10 protein-coding genes are annotated in these 17079 nt (G+C 72.5%); 9 read left to right on the forward strand and 1 reads right to left on the reverse strand.

The window, feature by feature from the left end; translation table 11 throughout:
* Nucleotides 1-16: 16 nt before the first annotated feature.
* The 9 genes from EER34_RS06930 to EER34_RS06970 are packed head-to-tail and all read left to right on the forward strand — an operon-like array spanning nt 17 to nt 16539.
* Nucleotides 17-6088: an Ig-like domain-containing protein gene (locus EER34_RS06930; protein ID WP_127473771.1), complete on the forward strand. Its 6072-nt coding sequence runs from the start codon at nt 17-19 to the stop codon at nt 6086-6088.
* A 39-nt stretch (nt 6089-6127) separates the two neighbouring features.
* Entirely contained in the window at nt 6128-7099 is a 972-nt protein-coding gene (locus EER34_RS06935) for an AAA family ATPase (protein ID WP_127473772.1), read from the forward strand.
* Nucleotides 7099-8346: a DUF58 domain-containing protein gene (locus EER34_RS06940; protein WP_127473773.1), complete on the forward strand. Its 1248-nt coding sequence runs from the start codon at nt 7099-7101 to the stop codon at nt 8344-8346. The genes EER34_RS06935 and EER34_RS06940 overlap by 1 nt, the downstream gene beginning before the upstream one ends.
* Entirely contained in the window at nt 8343-10727 is a 2385-nt protein-coding gene (locus EER34_RS06945) for a transglutaminase TgpA family protein (protein ID WP_240642163.1), read from the forward strand. The genes EER34_RS06940 and EER34_RS06945 overlap by 4 nt, the downstream gene beginning before the upstream one ends.
* Nucleotides 10724-11974, forward strand: coding sequence for an RDD family protein (locus EER34_RS06950; protein WP_127473774.1), 1251 nt, complete (start codon nt 10724-10726; stop codon nt 11972-11974). Before EER34_RS06945 ends, EER34_RS06950 begins: the two co-directional genes overlap by 4 nt.
* On the forward strand, nt 11971-12804 hold the full coding sequence (locus tag EER34_RS06955) for a PP2C family protein-serine/threonine phosphatase (RefSeq protein WP_127473775.1): 834 nt from the start codon (nt 11971-11973) through the stop codon (nt 12802-12804). The genes EER34_RS06950 and EER34_RS06955 overlap by 4 nt, the downstream gene beginning before the upstream one ends.
* Nucleotides 12804-14189 carry an FHA domain-containing protein gene (locus EER34_RS06960; protein WP_127473776.1) on the forward strand — a complete coding sequence of 462 codons (1386 nt, stop codon included), beginning with the start codon at nt 12804-12806 and terminating at the stop codon, nt 14187-14189. Before EER34_RS06955 ends, EER34_RS06960 begins: the two co-directional genes overlap by 1 nt.
* On the forward strand, nt 14186-15817 hold the full coding sequence (locus tag EER34_RS06965; protein WP_127473777.1) for a serine/threonine-protein kinase: 1632 nt from the start codon (nt 14186-14188) through the stop codon (nt 15815-15817). The genes EER34_RS06960 and EER34_RS06965 overlap by 4 nt, the downstream gene beginning before the upstream one ends.
* On the forward strand, nt 15805-16539 hold the full coding sequence (locus EER34_RS06970) for a hypothetical protein (RefSeq protein ID WP_127473778.1): 735 nt from the start codon (nt 15805-15807) through the stop codon (nt 16537-16539). Before EER34_RS06965 ends, EER34_RS06970 begins: the two co-directional genes overlap by 13 nt.
* A gap of 11 nt (nt 16540-16550) precedes the next feature.
* On the opposite strand, the gene EER34_RS06975 is transcribed toward EER34_RS06970, so the two are convergent.
* Entirely contained in the window at nt 16551-17054 is a 504-nt protein-coding gene (locus tag EER34_RS06975; protein ID WP_420845964.1) for a recombinase family protein, read from the reverse strand.
* Nucleotides 17055-17079: the final 25 nt, after the last annotated feature.

The following is a 17079-nucleotide window of genomic DNA, read 5'->3' on the forward strand; positions in this document are numbered from 1 at the left end:
GGAGGCCGAAGGTCCGATGAAGTCATTCGCGTGGCTCCGCTCGCGTCCGCGCGCTGTGGCGTCGGTCAGCGTCCTCACGGCCGCCGCCGTGGCCATCACGACCATGGCCTTCGTCTACGAGGGCAATCCCACGACCGAGGTCGACCTCCATGACGGCGGCGTCTGGGTGACGAAGCAGTCCGCGCTCCTCGTCGGACACTTCAACCACGAGTCGCAGGTGCTCGACGGGGGTCTGCGCACCACCGGTGGGAAGTACGACATCCTCCAGTCCGGGGCGGACATCCTCGTCGTCGACGAGACCGACTCGAGCATCACCTCGATCGACCCCGCGATGGTGGCTCTGACCGAGTCGGCCGATGTCCCCGGTGGCGCGAAGGTCGTGCTCGGCGGGTCCACCGTCGCCATCCTCGACCCGTCGGCGGGCGATCTGTGGGTCGTGCCTGCGGCAGCCGTGGGCTCGTTCGAGGTCGAAGGCGCCGAGCCGATCGCGACCCTCGGCGAGGGAGCGGATGTCGCGGCCGGCGTCGACGGCACCGTCTACGCCGTCTCGGCGGAGGACGCGGAGCTCGTGACGATCCGCACCGACGCGGAGGGGTCCCCGGCCGAGCCGTCCCGCTCCGCGGTCGAGGGCCTCGACCCGAAGTCGGCCGTCACGGTCTCCGCGGTCGGCGACCGTGCCGCCATCCTCGACGCCGACGGCGGCGCGCTGTTCGTCGACGGCCGGCGCACCGAGATCGACGGCGGCCGCACCGCCGTCCTGCAGCAGCCGTCCGCGCAGAGCGACGCTGTGACCCTGGCGACGGACTCCGCTCTCGTCCGAGTACCCCTCGACGGCTCCGACCCGGTGGTCCAGGCCGCCGGGGCGCAGGGCGATCCGGCGGCCCCCGTCTTCCTCGAGGGATGCGCGTACGCCGCCTGGAACGGGTCGGCCAAGTTCGTCCGCGACTGCGTCGGCGACGCCGACGACCTCGCGACCGATGTCGAGGGCGTCCGGGCCTCGTCCGTGCTCCGCTTCCGCGTCAACCGCGATGTCGTCGTGCTCAACGACATCGTCGGCGGCGCGGCCTGGATGGCCAGCGACAGCATGCAGCGCGTCGACAACTGGAACGAGATCACCCCGCCCGAGGGTGAGGCCGAAGAGGACGAGCAGACCACCGAGGAGACCGTCGAGACGACGCTCCCCGAGCGCTCCGAGGTCAACACCCCGCCGGTCGCCACGAACGACAAGTTCGGAGTGCGTCCCGGCCGCACCACCCTGCTGCCGGTGCTCGACAACGACAGCGATCCCGACGGCGACGTGCTGATCGCCGCGGTGGCCGACGACGGGCCGTCGTTCGGAGAGGTCTCGACCATCGACGACGGGGCCGCGCTGCAGGTGTCGGTTCCCGAGGACGCCTCCGGGTCGACCTCGTTCACCTACGAGATCGACGACGGTCGCGGCGGCACCGACACGGCCAAGGTGACGCTGAACGTGCACGACTGGAGCGAGAACTCGCCCCCGAAGCAGAAGCGCGTCACGACCGTCGTGGTCGAGGCCGGCGGCGTCGCGTCGTACAACGTGCTGCCCGACTGGATCGACCCAGACGGCGACGACGTGTTCCTGCTGTCGGTGGCCCCTGCGGAGGGCGACGAGGCCGACTTCACCGCCGACGGACGCATCACCTACCGGGCCGTCGGCGGCACCCAGGGACGCAAGGACGTGCCGATCGTCGTGTCGGACGGCACAGAGCCGTCATCCGGCACCGTTCGCTTCGATGTGCGGCCGGTGGGTTCGACCGACCCGGTCACGAACGCCGACCGCGTCGTCGTTCAGGCCGGACAGGTCGCCACGGTGGCGCCGGTGGCCAACGACACCAGCTCCGGCCGCGAACCGCTTCGGCTCGTCCGGGTCGACGAGGTGCCGGGTGCCACCATCACCCCCGACTTCGCCAACAAGACCTTCGCGTTCGTCTCGGACGTCCCGGGCGACTACTACGTCCAGTACCTCGTCGCCGCCGGTTCGAAGAACGCCGAGGGGCTGGTCCGCGTCCAGGTGCTCCCCGACAAGGACTCGACGGCGCCCCCGGTGGCGGTGCGCGACGTCGCGCTGCTGCCGAGCGGCGGCGAGGTGCTCGTCAACGTGCTCGTGAACGATTCGGACCCGGCAGGCGGAATCCTCGTCGTCCAGTCCGTCACGGTCGAGCCGAACTCCGGCATCTCGGTCGCCGTGATCAACCACGAGACGCTGCGCATCAGCGACCAGGCCGCTCTCGGGGCGCAGGTGCGGATCACCTATCGCGTGTCCAACGGCTCGAAGTCCGCCGAGGGCGAGGTGATCGTCATCCCGATCCCCGCCCCCACCAAGCTTCAGCCACCCGTCGCGAACGACGACCAGATCGTGGTGCGGGCGGGCGACGTCGTGAACATCCCCGTGCTCGACAACGACTACCACCCGAACGGCGACGCGATCCACGTCGCCCCCGACCTCGTCGCTCCGCTGGTCGACCCGCAGGACGGCGAGATCTTCGTCTCTCAGGACGTCCTGCGCTTCCGCGCGTCCGATGAGCCGGGCACCGTCTACGCCACCTACGAGGTGATCGACAGCACCGGCCAGAAGGACGCCGGGTACGTGACGATCCAGGTGCTCCCCGTCAACGAGGAGACGAACGCCGCACCCCGCCCGCACGACATCGTGGCGCGGACGCTCGACGGCAGCCAGGTGCGCATCGCGATCCCGCTCGACGGCATCGACGCCGACGGAGACTCCGTCCGGCTGGAGGGCATCGCGTCGCCTCCCGGCAAGGGCCGCGTGGTCGAGGTGGGGTCCAACTACGTCGTGTACGAGGCCTTCGACGGGGTCGGCGGGGTCGACGCGTTCACGTACCGCGTGCGCGATCGGCTCGGCGCCGAAGCCACCGGGAGCATCCGCGTCGGCATCGCCCCCGCCGAGAGCGCCAACCAGGCGCCGTACGCCGCGAAGGATGCGGTCGTCATGCGCCCGGGCCGCACGGTCGCGGTGCCCGTGCGGGCGAACGACTCCGACCCGGACGGCGATGAGATCGCACTGGTGAGCAGCGGGCTGATCGTTCCCGACGTCGACGGGCTCGAGGCGGAGGTCCTCGGCGACCGCGTGATCGTCACCGCGCCGGACGAAGAGGTCGAGACCTCGCTCCAGTACACGATCCGCGATGCGCGGGGGGCGACGGCGAAGGCGGTGCTGCAGATCACCGTGGCCGACGATGTTCCTCTGCTCCGGCCGATCGCCCGCGACGACTACGTGCGCGCCGCGGACGTCGACGGCGACAGTGTCGACCTGGAGGTGCTCGTCAACGACGAGGACCCCGACGGAACCGTCGACGACCTCTCGGTGTCGGTCGACGACGCGTCGGCGCGCGCGCTCTCCGACGGCCGGATCCGCGTGACGCTCGACGACACCGACCGCCTGGTGACGTACAAGATCACCGACCGCGACGGGTTCGAGGCATCCGCCTTCATCCACGTCCCCTCGCTCTCGTCGCTGCCGCCCACGCTCATCTCGACCGAGGCGATCGAGGTCAAGAGCGGCGAGACGATCGAGATCCCGCTCAGCGAGTACGTACAGGCCGCGGGCGATGCACGCGTGGTGATCACCGAGGCGGCCAAGGTCAGCGCCGTCAACGCCGACGGAGCGCCTCTCGTCAAGGACCAGACGACGCTCGAGTACACGTCGAAGAAGGGCTACTTCGGTCAGGACGCGCTCACTTTCGAGGTCACCGACGGCACCGGCCCCGATGACCCGAAGGGCCGGAAGGCGACGCTCACGCTCCCGATCACCGTGCTCCCGCCCGACAACCAGCAGCCCGAGTTCACCGACGGCTCGGTGGAGGTCGCGCCCGGCGAGGACCCGACCTCGCTCGACCTGCGCGCGCTCACCACCGACCCCGACCCCGAAGACCTCGACGGCATGCGCTACGAGATCGTCGGAGGCGCGCCCGACGGGCTGTCGGCGTCGATCGACAGTCAGGACCTGCGCGTCGGCGCCGATTCCGCGACGCCGAAGGGCACGATCGAGCGACTGACCGTCCGGGTGTCGGACGGCGAGACCGACCCCGTCGAGGGCACTGTCACGGTGCGCGTGACCGCGTCGACGCGTGAGCTCGCGACGGCCAACGACGACATCGTCGACGAGGCCCACCAGGGCGACACCGTGTCCGTGCCGGTGCTGGGCAACGACGTCAACCCGTTCCCCGAGACGCCATTGAAGATCATCGACGTCCAGACCGAGACGGGCGACGGCGCCTCGGAGATCGCCGGCGACGAGGTGCGCGTCACCCCGGACGCCGACTTCTTCGGGACCATGGTCGTGCGCTACCGCGTGGAGGATGCCACCGGAGACCCCGACCGGCAGGTCGAAGGCCGGATCCGTCTGACCGTGCAGGGCAGGCCCGATGCTCCGGGCACGCCGAGCGTGTCGAGCGTGCAGGACCGCACGGTGGTGCTGTCGTGGACGCCTCCCGCGAACAACGGCGCCGAGATCACGCACTACGAGGTGTCGTCGACGGCTGGCACGTACACGAAGGAGTGCGCGTCGACGACGTGCACCCTCGACGGCCTGACGAACAACGTCGAGTACAACTTCGTCGTAATAGCCGTCAACCGCGTCGGCTCGTCCGACCCCTCGGCCGCGTCGCCGCCCGCACGTCCCGACGCGCGCCCCGATACGCCGCAGCCGCCGGCGCTCGTCTTCGGCGACCAGAGTCTCACCGTGTCGTGGGTGACGCCGACGACCCCGGGTTCGCCCGTCGAGAAGTTCACACTCGAGATCTCGCCGGCCCCGCCGTCGGGCATCGTGCAGAAGAGCGAGCTCACGGGCAACTCCGTCGTGTGGGACGGCCTCGAGAACGGCGTGGCCTACCAGGTGCGCGTACGGGCGCACAACCGCGCGCCCGACCCCTCGAGCTGGAGCGGGTGGTCGGCTTCCGAGATCCCCGCGCGGGCACCGGATGCCGCAGCCGCCCCGACCACGGAGCGCCTCGACCCCGTCGGCGCCCAGGCGCAGATGCGCGTGTCGTGGAGCGCTCCCGCCAACAACGGCGATGCCATCGCCGAGTACCGCCTGAACGTGATCCGCGGCGGCGCGGTGGTGAACACGATTGCCGGCATCCCCGGCGGCCAGACGTCGCAGGCTCTCGCGATCGACGCCTCGACGACGGACTACACCTTCACCGTCGCGGCCCGCAACAAGGCGGGCTGGGGCGCCGACAGCGCGCCGTCCGCACCGCGCCGGGCCTTCACGCCGCCGGGAGCGCCGACGAACGTCCAGGCCTCGACGCCCAGCGGCGACAGCGCCATCGTGGTGACCTACGACCCGGCGCCGGGCAACGGCGCGAACGCCAGCGAACTCGGGTACGAGTACTCGCTCAACGGCGGCGGCTGGCAGGCGAACTGGGACGGCCGCACGATCGGCGGCCTGAACAACGGCACCGACTACACGGTCCGCGTCCGCGCGTACACGGCCCTGGACGGCGTCCGCTACGACGGTGCCGAGTCGGCGCCGTCGGGCGTCGCACGACCCTACGGTCCGGTGCGCAACCCGACGGTGACGGCGGCGCGCAGCGGGGACGGGCGCGACATCACGTTCACCTGGCGGGCTCCCGATCCGAACGGCCGCGCCATCTCGCAGATGCAGATCCGCATCGACGGCGGCAACTGGCAGAACGTGAACAACAACGGGTCACGCGACAACCGGTACGGCTACAGCGAGACCCACAGGATCGAGGCTCGCGCGCAGGATGCCGCGGGCCAGTGGTCCAACGTCGTGGCGGACCAGGCGACCACGGTCGCGGCGCCCGTGCCGAAAGCCGTGACCGGCAAGGGGCAGTCCGGGGACTGGCCCGGCGAGTGCACGACGTACTCCTGCGCCTACATGAAGGTGACCGTGTCGGACTTCCCGGCGGGCAACTACGTCATGCGGTGCAATGACGACGCCTCGGGGACGTGGGGCACCAGAACGTACGCGGTGCCGGAGAACGGCACGGTGCAGCTCACGTGCTACTACGGCAACCCCGGCCGCAAGGCGTGGGTGTCGATCGACGGCTGGGGTGCCGCCGATCCGATCACCTGGTACTAGCGGCCAGACGATGAGAACGAGAACGGACAGGACGACACGATGACCATGACCCCCGAACAGGCCGCCTGGTTCCAGGGGACCTTCGCCCGGCTCGTCGACAACGTCGACCGCGCGCTCCTCGGCAAGCGCGAGGTGGTCGGCCTGGCGCTCAGCGCGATGCTCGCCGAGGGTCACGTGCTCCTCGAAGACGCCCCGGGCACCGGCAAGACGAGCCTCGCCAAGGCGCTCGCCGCGACAGTGCAGGGCACGAGCAGCCGCATCCAGTTCACCCCCGACCTGCTGCCCTCCGACGTGACCGGCGTGACGATCTACGACCAGACCTCGCACCGATTCGAGTTCCACAAGGGTCCGGTGTTCGCGTCGATCGTCCTCGCGGACGAGATCAACCGCGCCTCGCCGAAGACGCAGTCGGCGCTCCTCGAGGTGATGGAGGAGTCCCGTGTCACGGTCGACGGCGTCACGCACGAGGCGGGCCGTCCGTTCCTCGTGATCGCGACGCAGAACCCGATCGAGCAGGCCGGCACCTACAAGCTCCCCGAGGCGCAGCTCGACCGCTTCCTCATCCGCACGTCGATCGGCTACCCCGACCTCGCGGCCGCCGAGCGCATCCTCGCCGGGGCGGCCGACCGCAACCCGTCGGCGAGCCTGTCCGCGATCATCACGACGGGAGCCGTCGCCGACATGGCCGACCTGGCCTCGACGGTGCACGTCGAGGCAGCGGTGCTGCGCTACACGGCGCAGCTCGCCGAGGCGACCCGAGCGGATGCCGCGACCCGCCTGGGGGTGTCGGTCCGAGGCTCGCTCGCCATGATCCGCATCGCGAAGGTCTGGGCTGCGGCGCAGGGCCGTCACTTCGTCACTCCCGACGACATCAAGGCGCTCGCCGCGGCGGTGTGGACGCACCGTTTGGTGCTCGACCCCGAGGCCGAGTTCGCCGGAACGTCCGCCGAGACCGTGATCTCGCGCGTGATGGAGGACGTCGCAGCGCCGCAGGCGAGGTCCGCGGCCTGATGACGACGGAAGCACTCGGCTCGGCGGTCCGCTCGCAGGACCGCCGGGAGTGGTGGGGCGAGATCGCCGCCCGCGTCGCGCGACGGCTGCGCGGCGTGCTCGGCGTCGTCCGCCCTGCCGCCTGGGTGCTGATCGCCGGTGCAGCGGTGCTGTGGATCGCGGGGCCTTCGCTCGGCTGGTGGGAGCTCACCGTCGCCGCGGTCGTCCTCACCGTGCTTCTCGCGCTGTGCGCGCTGTTCCTCATCGGCCGGACCGCCTACGACGTGACCCTCGACCTCACGCGCACCCGCGTCATCGTGGGGGAGCGGGCGGTCGGGGCGCTGACGCTGTCGAACTCCGGAGGTCGCGCCATCCTCCCGTCCCGCGTGGTGCTGCCGGTCGGCGCCGGGCGCGGCGAGTTCGAGGTGAACCGCCTCGCCCCGGGTGCGTCGGCCGAGGAGCTCTTCGCCATCCCGACGACACGGCGGGCGGTCGTCGCCGTCGGTCCGGTGAGCGTCGTGCGCGGCGACCCCCTCGGGCTGTTCGAGCGCGTGCACCGCAAGGACGAGCCGGTCGACCTCTTCGTCCACCCGCGCACGGTGCGCTTCGACGGGCAGTCGCTCGGCTTCCTCCGCGACCTGGAGGGGCTCCCGGCCACCGATCTGTCGCGCGACGACGTGTCGTTCCACGCCCTGCGCGAGTACCAGCCGGGCGACGACCTGCGCCACGTGCACTGGAAGTCGACGGCCCGCACCGGAACCGTGATGGTCCGCCAGTACGAGGAGACACGCCGATCGCACTTCGTGATCGGCCTGTCGACGCATCCGGGCGAGTACCGCGACGACGAGGAGTTCGAGCTCGCGGTGTCGGCGGCCGGGTCGCTGGGCCTGCGCGCCCTGCGCGACTCGCAGCGGGTCGAGGTGCGGGTGCAGGAGCGCGCGCTGCCGTCGGGCACCGGCAAGCAGTTCCTCGACTCGCTGTCGGGGGTCGTGCACTCGCGGCCCCGCGCCGGCGGTGTCGTCGACCTCGCCGGCAACGTGGCGGCGACCCTGCCCCTGGCGAGCGTGGTCGTGCTGGTGTGCGGCAGCGGCGTCGACGCCAACAGCCTCCGCGCGGCCTGCGCGCGACTGCCCTTCGGGGCCCGCACCCTCGCGGTCGTGGCCGAGGCGGGGTCGACCCCGGCGCTGCGCCGGATCGGCGACGCGGACGTCGTGACCGTCGGCTCGCTCGAGCAGCTTCCCGCGGCGCTGCGGAAGGTGCTCTCGTGACCGCCCGAGCGATGCTCCCGACGCGGCGGTGGGTGCTCGATCTCAGCGCCGTCGCCGCCCTCCTCGCCGTGCCGCTCATCGGCTTCTGGCCCACATTCGGCGGACCGACCTACCTGCCCGCCGCCGTCGGCGGCGCGCTGATCGGCGTGGGGCTCGCCGCTCTGTGCACGTGGCTTCGCTGGGGCATCCTCCCCCTCGCGGGGCTCACCCTGCTGACGTACTTCGTCTTCGGCGGAGCGCTCGCCCTCCCACACACGACGGTGCTCGGCGTCGTGCCCACCCTCGACACCCTGCGACAGCTGGGCCTCGGGATCGTGACGTCATGGAAGCAGCTGCTCACGACCGTGGCGCCGGTCGCGGCATCCGACGGCCATCTCGTCGTGCCGTTCCTCCTGGCCCTCGTCGCCGCGGTGCTGACGACGTCGTTCGCGCTGCGTCTGCATTCGCCGGCGTGGGCGCTGCTCCCCGCCGGGGCGTTCCTCGGCGTGCAGATCGCACTCGGCACCTCGCAGCCTGCGGCGCCGGTCGTGCAGGGCGTCGTGTTCGCGCTCGTCGCCACCGTGTGGCTCGCCGTGCGTCAGAGCTGGGAGCACGGCACCGGTGCGGTCCCGCTCGGTGAGGACGCTGTCCCGGTGCGCGGTGTGGCGGCGCGCCGGCTGCTCCTCGGCGGTGCCGTGGTGGTGGTGGCGACGCTCATCGGTGTGGCCACGAGCGCGCTGGCCGCGCCGCAGAGTCCGCGATACGTGCTGCGCGACGTCGTGATCCCGCCGTTCGACGTGCGTGAGTACCCGAGCCCGATGCAGTCCTTCCGGGCGTTCGTGCGCGACTTCCCCGACGAGCCGCTGTTCACCGTCTCCGGCATGCCCAAGGAGGCGCGCGTGCGCCTCGCCACGATGGACGCGTACGACGGCACCGTGTACAACGTGTCGGACGACGGCGCCGGCACCTCGAGCGCGTTCAGCCCGGTGCGCGGCAACATGTCGGCCGACGCCGAGGGCACGCCCGCGACGGTGCGCGTCGAGGTCGCCGCCCTGGACGGGGTCTGGATGCCCGAGGTCGGCGCCGTGCGCACCATCGCGTTCGACGGCGATCGGGCCGACGATCTGCGGCGCTCGGCCTACTACAACGAGGGCACCGAGACGGCCGTCGTCACCCAGCAGCTGGGTGCGGGCGACGCGTACACGCTCGAGACCGTCGTCCCGGGGTCGCCGAGCGACGACGCGCTCGCCGACGACGACTTCGCTCCGGTGTCGCTCCCCGACCAGCACGGCGTGCCGCAGGACTTCGCCGAGATCGCCTCGGAGGCCGTCGCCGAGGCGACGACGCCGGTCGAGCAGGTGCGGGCGCTGCAGACGATGCTCGCCGAGGGCGGGTTCTTCAGCCACGGGCTCGAGGGCGAGGTGCTCTCGCGCGCAGGGCACGGCGCCGAGCGCATCTCGACGCTGCTCGGATCGGATCAGATGGTCGGCGACGACGAGCAGTACGCCACCGCCATGGCGCTCCTCGCCCGCGAGATCGGCATCCCGGCGCGGGTGGTCATGGGGTTCTATCCCGAGGAGGATGCCTCGGGCGACCCGGTGTTCACGGCGACCGGCGACACGCTCCACGCGTGGGTCGAGGTGGCGTTCGAGGATCACGGCTGGGTGACCTTCGACCCGACGCCGCCCGAGGACCAGGTGCCGAACGACCAGACGACGAAGCCGCGGGCCGACCCCAAGCCGCAGGTGCTGCAGCCGCCGCCTCCGCCGCAGGAGCCGGTCGATCTGCCGCCGACGGTGCCCGACGATCGCGAGTCCGAGGACGAGAGCGGGTTCGATGCCGCCCTCCTCGCGCTGATCGCGGCGATCGGGGTCGGCGTGCTCGGACTCCTGGCCCTGCTCGCGGCGCCCTTCGTCGTGATCGGCGCCCTCAAGGCGGCCCGCCGCCGCCGTCGCCGCGAGGCGGAGCGCGCGGCCGACCGCATCAGCGGCGGGTGGGACGAGCTCGTCGATCGCGCCACCGACTACGGCACTGCGGTCCGCCCCGGCGGCACGCGTGCGGAGGACGCCGGCGCGGTCGGCACGGCGTTCGCCGAGCCGCGTGTGGTCACGCTCGCGGCGCGGGCGGATCTCGAGGTCTTCGGCCCCGCCGATCCCACCCCCGAGGACGTCGCGGAGTTCTGGCGCCAGGTCGACGACATCGTCGGCGACATGGGCGAAGGACGCTCGGTGTGGAACCGCGTGACCGCCCGCCTCAACGTGCGGTCGCTCCTCGCCGGGACCAGGTTCGCGCTCCCCGCCCGGGCGCCGAGAGAGCCGCGGGCCGCCCGCGCGCCGCGCGAGCGCGGTGAGAAGTCGTCCAGTCGGGCACCCGAGCCCCACGCCCCCCAGGAGAGCGAATGACCACGAGCCCACCCCTCGCCGCCGTGTCGGCGTCGATCGGCAGGCGCGCGGGCGCCTGCGCGATCGATCTCGCCGTCGCGTACGGCGTCGGCGTCGCCTTCGCCGGAGTCGCCGTCGGCGTCGCCCTCGCGATGGGCGCGGCCGCCGCTCCGCGCACCTTCGGCCTGGCGCTCGCCCTCGCCCTGGTCGCGGCCTGGGCGGGGATGCTCGCCTGGGCCGTCGTCTGCACGGCGATGCAGGGCGGTCGGGGCTCGGTCGGACAGCGCGCGCTCGACCTGCGGCTCCTCGACTCGGCCGCGCCGGTCGTGGTCGGATTCTGGCGCGCCCTCTGGCGCAATGTGGTGTGGGTGCTGTCGTGCGCGATCTTCGTGGGCTGGTTCACGCCGCTCTTCGACGCGACCCCGCGCCGCCAGGGCTGGCACGACAGCGCCGGAGGGGCGATCGTCGTCGACATGCGCGGGACGGATGCCTCGCCCCGTGCGTCAGCGCGCCCCGCCCTGGCCGCGCCGCCGACCGCCGCGGCGTCGCCCGCCCTCGAGCCACACCCGTGGTTCCTCGCCCCGCCGGCCCACGCGGCTCCGGCACATGCGGCGCTGCCTCCGGCCCCGCTTCGCCCGGTCCACACCCCCCCGTCACCGGCGCACGCCGTGCCCGCCCCGGCGCCGTCGATCGCCGCGCCCGCGCCGTCCCGCGTGTTCACCTCCGCTCCGGCCCACGCGGCGCCGGCACATGCGGCGCCGGCTCACACAGCACCGTCCGCGGTCGCCGTGGCCCCAGCATCCGCTCCACCTGCGGTGCTGATCCCGCAGGTGCCCGGTCCTGCCACGCGACCCATCGCGACGACCGTCGGCCGTGTCGACCAGCCCCGGACCGCGGCGATCGCGCCGCCGCCGGCGCAGCGCGCGGCCCTGTTCGACGACGCGCCCGTCATCGCGGTGCTCACCTGGGACGACGGCACGCGCATGGCCGTGTACGGACGCACGCGGTACGGCCGCAACCCCGCGGTCGAGCCGGGGATCGTGAGCGTGCCGGTTCGCGACGAGACGCTGTCGCTGTCGAAGACGCACTTCGAGATCGGAGGCGACGCGTCGGGCGCGTGGGTCGCCGACCGGCACTCCACGAACGGCACCGTGCTCGTGCGCGACGGCGGACGGCATCCGCTCACCGCCGGAGTTCCGACGCTCCTCCGGGCAGGCGACCGCCTCGAGCTCGGCGACCGGACCGCGATCATCGGCACCGGATCATGACCGCGCCGATGACGGTGGCGTTCGGGTCGGCGACCGATCCGGGTCTTCGTCGTCGAATCAATGAGGACTCGTACATCGCGGCGCCGCCGCTGTTCCTCGTCGCCGACGGCATGGGCGGTCACCACGCGGGCGAGATCGCCAGTGCGACCGTGATCGATGAGTTCGCAGGCTTCGCCGGTCGCGCGAGCCTCGGAATCGACGACGTGCGCGCCGCGCTTGCGCGGGCACGTCGTCGCGTGGAGGGCCTCCCTCCCGGCGAGGGCGCGGGAGCCGGCACCACGCTCACCGGCGTGGTGATCGCAGACGTCGACGGCGAGGGCTACTGGCTCGCCATCAACCTCGGCGACTCGCGCACGTACCGCCTGAGCGAGGGGCACCTCGAGCAGATCAGCGTCGACCACTCGGTCGTCCAGGAGCTCATCGACGCCGGTCAGCTCGACCCCGATGCCGCCGCGCGCGACACGCGTCGCAACGTCATCACGCGTGCGATCGGCGCCGGCAGCGACGCCGACGCCGACTACTGGCTCATCCCCGCCGAGGCCGGCGACCGCATCCTGGTGTGCTCGGACGGCCTCTCGACCGAGCTCGACGGCGAGGCGATCCACGCGATCCTCGTGGCCGAGACGCACCCCCAGTCGGCCGCCACGCGCCTCGTCCACGAAGCCATGCTCCGGGGCGGACGCGATAACATCACGGCGCTGGTGGTCGATGCGACGGCGGTCCGCTCGCGCGCGAGCCGTCCCGGCGACCACACGGCGCCGTCGGCGATCGTCGCGGACGAGATCGACGGAGACACGCTTCCCCGCGTCGTCGCCGCAGGAGGGTACTGATGTCCGTCCACTATTCGCCGGGCGCGCACCCCGTCGCGGTCACCCCGCACGGGATCGTGGTGCTGGCGGAAGACACGTCGCCCGCTCTCGCGGCGCGCATCCACGCGCTCGTGGCGGATGGCCGTGGTCTGGGAGGCGTGCTCGAGGCGCTCACCGGCGCGTACGGCACGTCGCTGTCCGCGGTGCCGCCGTTCGCCGTCGCGCTGGCCGAACGAGGCTCGGTGCGCCTGGCCGTGCGCGGCGGGTTCGCGCTGGACGTCGACGCGCCCACTCCCGAGCACGTCTCCGGCGAGGGCGTCACCACGTGGACCGAGCGGGTGATCGCCGAGGCATCGCGGGTCTCACTCGTGGGCGAAGCGGATGCCGCGCCCGCCGAGTTCCCCGTGGCCGACGGCGTCGTGCTCGCCGCCGGTCTGGTGTGGGTTCCGGGCGCGACCCGGGCGGCTCTCGCCGAGCGCGCGGCCGACGTGGTCGTGAGCCCGGTCCACGCGAGGGCCGAGCCTGCGAAGCCCGAGCCTGCGAAGCCCGAGCCTGCGAAGCCCGCGCCCGCGGAGCCCGAGCCCGCGAAGGCCGAGCCTGCGAAGCCCGACGACGTGGGGCCCGATGTCGCCGCGCTCCGCGCCGAGCCCGCCGTGGACCCCGATCCCGCACCCGAGCCGCCGGCGAAGGCAGCCGCCGCCTCACCCGGCCGTGGCCGCGAGGCCTTCGTGCCGGGAGCGTCGGCCGTGGCATCCGTCCCCTCCCCGGCGCCAGCCGACACGGCGACGCCGATCACGACGACACCCGGGCTCATCGACTCGGCGGCCGTGATGTCGCTCGCCGACACGCTCCTGCCGGCCGACTCGACCATGACATCGCAGCCCGATGCAGATGCGCCCGTGCCCGCGCCGGATCCGGCACTCGAGGCCACGATCGTCCGCGGAGACGAGCCTGCCGCGATCGTGCAGGGAGATCACGACGGCGAGACGATCTCGCTGGCCGAGGCCCGCGCGCAGCGCAACGGCGACTCGGCGCCCCCGCCTCTCGCCCCGCCTCGCCCACCCGCTCCCGGGCGGATCCGCGTCTCCACCGGTCAGGTGATGACGCTCGACCGCACGGTCGTCATCGGCCGCCGGCCGCGGTCGACGCGCGTGTCGGGCACCGACCTGCCGCATCTCGTCGCGGTCGACAGCCCGCAGCAGGACATCTCGCGCAGCCATGTGGAGCTGCGCGTCGAGGGCGACAGCATCCTGGCCACCGACCTGCATACGACCAACGGCACGACCCTCCTCCGCCCCGGCGTCGATCCGATGCGCCTGCACCCGGGCGAGGGCACCGTCGTCGTGCCCGGTGACGTCATCGATCTCGGCGACGGCATCACTGTGGCGATCGAGGATCTCCCGTGAGTTCCAAGCGCGCGCCCATGGCGCCGCCGGACCTGCCCGGCTTCACCTACGTCGACGTGCTGGGCTCGGGCGGCTTCGCCGACGTGTACCTCTACGAGCAGGCGCTGCCCAAGCGCCGGGTGGCCGTGAAGGTGCTGCTCACCGAGCGGATGTCGAGCGGGTCGGTCAGCGAGTTCACCGCCGAGGCGAACGTCATGGCCATGCTCTCGACGCACCCCGCGATCGTCACGATCTACCAGGCGGGCGTCGCCCGTGACGGCCGGCCGTATCTCGTGATGGAGTACTGCCCCAAGCCCAACCTGCAGGTGCGGTACCGGCGGGAGCCGTTCTCGATCGCCGAGTCACTTCGCGTCGGCGTGCAGGTGGCGGCCGCCGTCGAGACCGCTCACCGTGCCGGTGTGCTCCATCGCGACATCAAGCCGGCGAACATCCTCGTCACCGAGTACAACCGCCCTGCGCTCACCGACTTCGGGATCGCGTCGACCACGAGCGCGGCCGCCGAGTCGGCGGGCCTGTCGATCCCATGGTCGCCGCCGGAGTCGTTCGCCGACGTGCCGCGGAGCGATCCGCAGTCGGACGTGTACGCCCTTGCCGCGACGGTCTACACGCTGCTCGCAGGACGTTCGCCCTTCGAGCTGCCGGGCCAGCGCAACACGGCGGCGGAGCTGATCCAGCGGATCGAGACGATGCCGCTCCCGCCGCTCGGCCGCGCCGATGTGCCCGCGTCGCTCGAGCATGCGCTCGGGCGTGCGATGGCCAAGTCCTCCGTCGACCGCTACGACTCCGCGATCGCGTTCGCCCGGGCGCTGCAGAAGGTGCAGATCGAGCTGTCGCATTCGGTCACGCCGATCGACATCCTCGACGACGGCATCGCCGACGACGCTGTGGAGGACGAGGACGAGGGCCTCACGCGCGTCCGCGGCGTCGTGAGCATCTCGCCGCAGACGACGCCGGCCGCGGGCCGCACCCGCCCGTCGGCGGCCACGACTCCGAGCGCCGCCCGGGTGCCCGTCGCGCCGCCCGTGTACGAGCCCGCCGATTCCCAGACAGTCATCCGCGCCTCGGCATCACCGGCGGCGGCGGAGACCCGCCGCCGGGCGCCCGTCGAGGTGGCGGCCGCCGTGGACGAGACCGTGGCCCGGGCCCCGGCATCCGTCTTCACCCAGCCCCCCGTCGCCCCCGTCCCGGCTCCCGCGACCACCGCCTCCGCGACGCGATCGCGCCGGGGCCTGTGGATCGGGCTCGGCGCCGGCGGACTGGTGCTCCTCCTCGCGGTGGTCGTGGGCGTCTCGCTCCCCGGCCTGCTCGGCGGAGGGACGCAGCCGACGCCGGTCACGTCCTCCGACCCGCAGGATCCGATCTCCGCGGTCGTCCCCGAGCCCGAGGACGTCACCGGCACGGTCGTCACAGGCGGCGTCGCCTTCACCTGGACCAACCCCGAACCGCGCGACGGCGACCGGTATCTCGTCGGCGTCGTCACGCGTCCCGACGAGGAGCCCGAGTTCGAGCCGATCACGGCCACCGAGGCCACGGTGCCCGCCGACCCGTCGGGCACCACGTGCATCGACGTGCTGCTCGTCCGCGAGAACGGGCAGTCCTCCGATCCGGTGAGAGGATGCGTGCCATGACCGCCCGTGCGGCCGACGAGCTGACGATCGAATTCGCCGGCGAGGCCTTCACGGTCGAACCCGACGCCGTGTTCACGGTCGGTCGCGAAGGCGACCTCGCGATCGACGACAACCTCTTCCTGCATCGCCACTTCCTGACCATCGAGAACATCGACGGTCTCTGGCTGCTCTCGAACGTCGGCAGCCGGCTGTCGGCCACGGTCACCGACGCCGGCGGGCGCGTGCAGGCCTGGCTCGCGCCCGGCGCCCGGCTCCCGCTCGTGTTCGCGGCGACGGCCGTGATCTTCAGCGCGGGGCCGACGACGTACGAGCTCACCATCAACGTGTCCGAGCCGGCGTTCCGCGAGACCCAGACGTTCGGCGACGACGACGGACTGAGCACGATCGGCGACGTCCCGCTGACGCACAGCCAGCGCGTGATGATCCTCGCCCTCGCCGAGCCGGTGATCCGGCGCGAAGGCACCGGCATGAGCGAGCTGCCGACCTCGGCCCAGGCGGCCGAGCGCCTCGGCTGGACGCTGACACGCTTCAACCGCAAGCTCGACAACGTGTGCGACAAGCTCGACCGCATCGGGGTGCCGGGCCTGCGCGGTGGGGTGAGCTCCTACGCCACCAATCGCCGGGTGCGCCTGGTCGAGCACGCGATCGCGGCACGGCTGGTCACGCGTGACGACCTGCCGCTGCTCGACCAGGAGCGCAACGCCAGCCTCGAAGAGGACTGAGCCCGACGGGGTCAGCGACCGGTGTCGTAGAGGTGGCGTCCGCCGTGGCTGATGACCTTGACGACGACGCCGCGCCGATGCAGCTCGGCGACCGTGCGCGTCTCCTCGTCGATGTCGCGGCCGAGCGCATGGACGTTCGAGACGACCAGGACGTCTCCGCGCACGAGGGTGCCGAAGAGGCGCACGAGGCGCTCCTCCCACGATTCGAGCGTCTCGGGCGCGGGGTGGCGGAACCCCTCGATCGGCACGCCGAACCGTGTGAGGTCGTTGCGCTGCTCGACCACCGAGGGCATGTCGTCGCGCGAGATGACGAGCCCGACGAGCCGGGAGCCGGCCGGCCGGGCGAGCCACCAGTCGCGGTCGCGCTGCAGCTCGGTGAAGCACTTGGGGCACTCCGCCGCCGCGTGCGGCAGGTGGACGGGGCTCGTCTGGGCGGATGCCGAGTCGGGTGTGAACGCGGCGCGCAGGGTCGGGGCATCCGTCGCCATCGCGTCCCCCGGGACTGCACCGTTCATGCCACGCTCCTTCGCCGTGCCCATT

Origin of the sequence: Microbacterium sulfonylureivorans (genome assembly GCF_003999995.1) — a bacterium.
Lineage (GTDB): Bacteria > Actinomycetota > Actinomycetes > Actinomycetales > Microbacteriaceae > Microbacterium > Microbacterium sulfonylureivorans.

What these genes read in the sequence shown, in the direction of transcription:
- EER34_RS06935 (WP_127473772.1), top strand. Translation starts at nt 6,128, where the DNA reads ATGACCATGACCCCCGAACAGGCCGCCTGGTTCCAGGGGACCTTCGCC.
- EER34_RS06955 (WP_127473775.1), top strand. Translation starts at nt 11,971, where the DNA reads ATGACCGCGCCGATGACGGTGGCGTTCGGGTCGGCGACCGATCCGGGT.
- EER34_RS06930 (WP_127473771.1), top strand. Translation starts at nt 17, where the DNA reads ATGAAGTCATTCGCGTGGCTCCGCTCGCGTCCGCGCGCTGTGGCGTCG.
- EER34_RS06940 (WP_127473773.1), top strand. Translation starts at nt 7,099, where the DNA reads ATGACGACGGAAGCACTCGGCTCGGCGGTCCGCTCGCAGGACCGCCGG.
- EER34_RS06970 (WP_127473778.1), top strand. Translation starts at nt 15,805, where the DNA reads ATGCGTGCCATGACCGCCCGTGCGGCCGACGAGCTGACGATCGAATTC.
- EER34_RS06975 (WP_420845964.1), bottom strand. Translation starts at nt 17,054, where the DNA reads ATGAACGGTGCAGTCCCGGGGGACGCGATGGCGACGGATGCCCCGACC.
- EER34_RS06960 (WP_127473776.1), top strand. Translation starts at nt 12,804, where the DNA reads ATGTCCGTCCACTATTCGCCGGGCGCGCACCCCGTCGCGGTCACCCCG.
- EER34_RS06950 (WP_127473774.1), top strand. Translation starts at nt 10,724, where the DNA reads ATGACCACGAGCCCACCCCTCGCCGCCGTGTCGGCGTCGATCGGCAGG.